At 38.2% G+C, this 4,647-nt stretch carries 4 protein-coding genes; all 4 read left to right on the top strand.

The features are described 5' to 3' along the window. Nucleotides 1-116: 116 nt before the first annotated feature. The 4 genes from BAZSYMA_RS08125 to der are packed head-to-tail and all read left to right on the top strand — an operon-like array spanning nucleotide 117 to nucleotide 4,359. On the top strand, nucleotides 117-1,019 hold the full coding sequence (locus BAZSYMA_RS08125) for a 5'-nucleotidase (RefSeq protein ID WP_090717751.1): 903 nt from the start codon (nucleotides 117-119) through the stop codon (nucleotides 1,017-1,019). A gap of 40 nt (nucleotides 1,020-1,059) precedes the next feature. Then, nucleotides 1,060-2,328, top strand: a complete 1,269-nt coding sequence (gene hisS, locus BAZSYMA_RS08120; protein ID WP_090717748.1) for a histidine--tRNA ligase — start codon at nucleotides 1,060-1,062, stop codon at nucleotides 2,326-2,328. After that, nucleotides 2,325-2,942, top strand: coding sequence for a YfgM family protein (locus BAZSYMA_RS08115; protein WP_090717743.1), 618 nt, complete (start codon nucleotides 2,325-2,327; stop codon nucleotides 2,940-2,942). The genes hisS and BAZSYMA_RS08115 overlap by 4 nt, the downstream gene beginning before the upstream one ends. 19 nt (nucleotides 2,943-2,961) lie before the next feature. Next, the gene (gene der / locus BAZSYMA_RS08110; RefSeq protein ID WP_090717738.1) at nucleotides 2,962-4,359 is read left to right on the top strand and encodes a ribosome biogenesis GTPase Der; all 1,398 of its coding nucleotides are present in this window, start codon (nucleotides 2,962-2,964) and stop codon (nucleotides 4,357-4,359) included. Nucleotides 4,360-4,647: the final 288 nt, after the last annotated feature.

The following is a 4,647-nucleotide window of genomic DNA, read 5'->3' as shown; positions in this document are numbered from 1 at the left end:
CATTATACCAGTTGGGGTTTGTGTGTTTTTTTGATTTCTATTTTTGGATTAGGGGAACTTAACATTTTTATTGAAAAATGGATAGAATGCTGTCTGGATAAATATAAAGGATTTACATGGCACACGCAGTAGAAAAAAATGCGGATGGAAAACTGGTTGTTGCCATCTCATCAAGGGCATTGTTTGACTTAGACAAATCGCACAAAATATTTAAAGAACAAGGTGTTGAGGCGTATGCTAAACATCAGCAAGAAAATGAAGATGTTGTGCTAAAGCCTGGTGTTGGCTTTACTTTGGTGAAAAAACTACTAAATCTTAACAGCAAGAAAACACCGATTGATGTGGTTTTGCTTTCTCGCAACAGTGCTGATACAGGTTTGCGTATTTTTAATTCTATTGAACATTATGATTTAAATATTGCCAAAGCTGTATTCACCCGTGGCGAAAGTACACACACTTATTTAGATGCGTTTAATGCAGATTTATTCTTATCCAGTCATTACAAAGATGTACAAAAAGCCATAGCATCTGGTTTTGCCGCTGCATCAATTGTTGGCTCTGGTACCAAAAACGCACACAATACGCAGCTGCGTATTGCCTTTGATGGTGATGCTGTGTTATTTTCTGATGAGGCTGAGAAAATTTTCCAAGAAAAAGGACTGGATGCCTTTTCAGCAAACGAAAAAAAATCTGCTAATATTGAATTAAAATCAGGTCCATTTAAGTGTTTCTTAAAATCATTACACAACATTCAATCCTCATTCCCAGAAGAAGACAACCCAATCAGAACAGCTCTTGTTACCGCTAGAGGTGCGCCCGCACATAAACGCGCTATCAAGACATTGCGCGCTTGGAATATCCGTATTGACGAGTCTTTCTTTTTAGACGGACTTGATAAAGGCGTATTTCTCAAAAAATTTGGCGCTGATATCTTCTTTGATGACCAACACAAACACTGCCAATCAGCCGCCGAATATGTGCCTGCCGGACATGTACCAAACGGTATTATTAATAAGTAAATCATAGTAAAATACACCCAATTTATTATTTAACTTAGCAATGTCAAACAAAATCAATGCCATCCGCGGAATGAACGATTGTCTACCCAAAGACTCTCATTTGTGGCTGTCGTTAGAAAAAATCATCTTCGATACATTTATTGCTTATGGCTTTAAGAATATCCGCACCCCAGTCGTGGAAAAGACTGATACTTTTTGTCGTGCAATTGGACAAACAACAGATATTGTTGAAAAAGAAATGTACACTTGGACGGACTCAAATGGCGATTTATTAAGCCTTAGACCTGAAAATACCGCAGGTGTGGTGCGTGCAATGATTGAGCATAATCTACCAAGAGAAGGCATTCAAAAAGTCTTTTATCAAGGCGCAATGTTTAGACACGAGCGCCCTCAAAAAGGTCGCTATCGTCAGTTTCATCAAATTGGCGCTGAGGTATTCGGTGCACATAATGCAAAGAGTGATGCTGAATTAATTGCCATCACGCATTCATTGTGGCAAAACTTAGGACTAAAGAATATCACCTTAGAAATCAACACACTTGGCTCTAACGAGGCACGCGCTAACTATCGAAGCGTATTGGTTGACTATTTCACGCAGCACAAAGACCAATTAGACGAAGATTCGACAAGGCGCTTAAAAACCAATCCGCTTAGAATTCTAGATTCTAAAAATGAGGATCTACATACATTGATTGAAGCAGCACCTAAATTAATGGCACATCTAGACGAAGAATCTGCCAAGCACTTTGATGCGTTTAAAGCATATTTAGAATGTATGGATATTCCTTATGTCATTAACACGCGTTTGGTGCGTGGATTGGATTATTACAATCGCACCGTATTTGAATGGACCACCACTGACTTAGGTGCACAAGCTACAATATGTGCGGGTGGTCGCTACGATAGTTTGGTCGAAAAAATGGGTGGCAAGCCTTGCTCCGGCGTTGGTTTTGCACTGGGTTTAGAGCGTCTGATTTTATTGATTCAAGAGCAAAATTTATCAATTACTGGTGATACACTGTCTGCTTATATCGTGGCATTAGGTGATGAGGCACAAATAAAATCATTGCAAATTGCCGAGCAACTCCATGAAGCATTACCAGCATTAATCCTTTATAATGATATCACGATGGGTAGTTTCAAATCGCAATTTAAAAAAGCTGATAAAGCGAATGCAGATTTTGCTATTATTTTAGGAGAAAAAGAGTTAAACAACAACCAAGTAGCGATTAAACCGCTCAAAGGTCAAAGTGGACAACAAGCAATGCGTATAGAAGACGCAATAAATTATTTAAAAGGAGAAATATGAAAAATTTTATTGAAGTAAGAAAAACCGACGAAGAACAAGCTGAACAAATCAAAAAGTGGATTAAAGAAAATGCGTTGCAGATTATTGTTGGTGTGTCTCTGGGTTTAGGTGGTCTTTGGGGTTTTGATTATTATAAAGGACAACAGCGCCAACAGGCTGTTCAAGCACGAGGTTACTACTTGTCAGTGGTCGCCAACCCGAATAATACTAATGCTTTAAAGGCACTTAAAGAAAATCATGCTCAGAGTACTTACGCACAGCAAGCAGATTTGGTAATGGCAAAACAAGCAGTCAGCCAAAAAAATTATCAAGACGCACTTAATTATTTATTGCCATTAACCAACAGCACAAATAAATTTATCGCACAAAATGCAAAATTTAAAGCGGTCAGTGTGTATTTAGAAATCAATGATGCCGATAAAGCCCTTAGTACATTAGGAGAAAATACCAACAAAGCATTTGGTGCTTTGTATGACCATATCAAAGGTGATATTTATTTTGCACAGAATAATATTGACGCTGCAAAAAAACATTACCAATTGGCAATATCTCAATTAGATGAGGGTTCAAAGTTAGTGTCTTTAATTCAAATCAAACTCAATGATTTAAATTAATTGCTAAGCATCTTTTGCTATGTCCGTTATCTCTCTCGTTGGACGCCCAAATGTTGGTAAGTCCACCTTATTTAATCGCCTAAGTAGATCGCGTCAGGCATTAGTGTCTGACTTTGAAGGTTTAACACGCGACCGTCAATACGGAGAAATTTTATTTGACGATGACAGCGAAACTTATGTCACATTAATTGACACTGGCGGTCTAACTAATCAAGACAATATTATTGATAACGGCATCCAATCGCAGGTGCTCAATGCACTTGAAGAGTCTGATATTATTTACTTTATTCTCAGTAGTCGAGATGGTGTGATTGGCTTGGATAGAGAGATTGCTATTCAATTACGAAAACTCAAAAAAGATATTGTTTTGGTTTGTAATAAAGCCGAAGGCCTAGACCCTTTTTTAGCGACAGAATTTTACGAGTTAGGCTTAGGCGAGCCACAACTCATCTCAGCAGAACACGGGCAAGGGATTGGTGATTTAATTGATTACACCCTACCGTTACTTCCAAAAGAAGAGGGGGAGGAGCAGGAAGCCGAAGTTAAAGGTATCGCAGTTGCAGTTTTAGGTCGGCCGAATGTTGGTAAATCTACCTTGGTTAATCGTATATTAGGCGAAGAGCGTGTCTTAGCAGTTGACTTACCCGGTACAACCCGTGATAGTATCTACATCCCTTTTGAACGAGAGGGACAAAAATACACATTAATTGATACTGCAGGTATTCGTCGTAAACGCTCCACACATGAAAAGGTTGAAATATTCTCAATTTTAAAAGCGAAAGAAGCAGTAGAACGCTCTCATGTAGTAATATTGGTATTAGATGCACATGAAGGCATTACTGAACAAGATGCGACCTTATTAGGTATGAGCGCCGATAACGGTAGAGCCTTGCTCATTGTGATTAACAAATGGGATGGGCTGGATGCTTATCAAAAACAAGAAGTAAAGCGTAAATTAGAAGTTAAATTATCGTTTGTTAGTTACGCCAGTGTGCATTACATCTCTGCCCTACATGGATCAGGCGTTGGTAAGTTATTCGCACCCATTATCAAAGCTTACAAAAATGCAGGTGCTGAGTTTAGCACCCCTGAACTCAACAAGATTTTGGCAGATGCCAACTATGGACACCAGCCACCCCCTGTCAAAGGCAGGCGACTTAAGATTAAATATGTTAATCAAACCGATGTGTTTCCACCCACTTTAACTTTTCATGGCAACCATTTGAAAAGTGTGCCTAATGCTTACGACCGCTACTTAAAAAACTTCTTTATCGACGCCTTAAGACTTAGCAATACACCAATGCATATTGAATATAAGAGTGGGGACAACCCTTTTAAAGGTAAGAAGAATAGTTTAAACGCTAGACAAATTTCTAAAAAGCGTCGTCTAATGAAATTTATTAAAAAGAAGAAATAAAAAGCACTCTATCTTCTTTTATTTTATAACCACAGTGACGCTATATCATCACCGTGGTTACAATACACAGTAAGTGAAAAACTATCAAGGGTTTAAGTGCTTGTTTAAATTTATCATACGCCTGATCTCTTACTTTATTTCTCTATTTTTTTCCTTTTTCCACTCATTGAATGTAACAACCCTGACAAACTTCGCATCTATTTTTTATTGGTTGTTTAGGTGGGTTTTATTTTACTGGATTGGTATAATTTATACAAGGCGAATTCAACCCATAAGTGCAACACTTCC

The organism is Bathymodiolus azoricus thioautotrophic gill symbiont (assembly GCF_001298715.1).
Classification (GTDB): Bacteria; Pseudomonadota; Gammaproteobacteria; order PS1; family Pseudothioglobaceae; genus Thiodubiliella.
This window is presented reverse-complemented; position numbering and strand designations above follow the sequence as displayed.